At 64.8% G+C, this 261-nt stretch carries 1 pseudogene; it reads left to right on the top strand.

The annotated features are described in order from the left end of the window. Positions 1-261: pseudogene (locus tag ACZ3GY_RS24300) on the top strand (hypothetical protein); the annotation flags it as partial.

The following is a 261-nucleotide window of genomic DNA, read 5'->3' as shown; positions in this document are numbered from 1 at the left end:
ACGCGGGTGGCGATGGCGGCCGCGCTGGTGCTGGCCATCGGCGGCTGCGTCACGCGTGAGGTGCAGCCCGATCCCATCCTCGAAATGCAGGTGCCCGACAAATGGGGCGGCGGTGCCTCTGCCGACGTGGCGCACGCCGAGCAGTTGTGGCCCGATACCGACTGGTGGAAACAGTTTGGCAGTGGTGAATTGTCTTCCCTGGTGCAGGAAGGCCAGCGCAACAATTACGAAATCGCTGCCGCCTTCTCGCGCATCAAGCAG

The organism is Pseudomonas sp. PME37.24/006 (assembly GCF_055556635.1).
The sequence above is the reverse complement of the archived record's forward strand: the minus strand, read 5'-3'. Positions and strand labels throughout refer to the sequence as shown.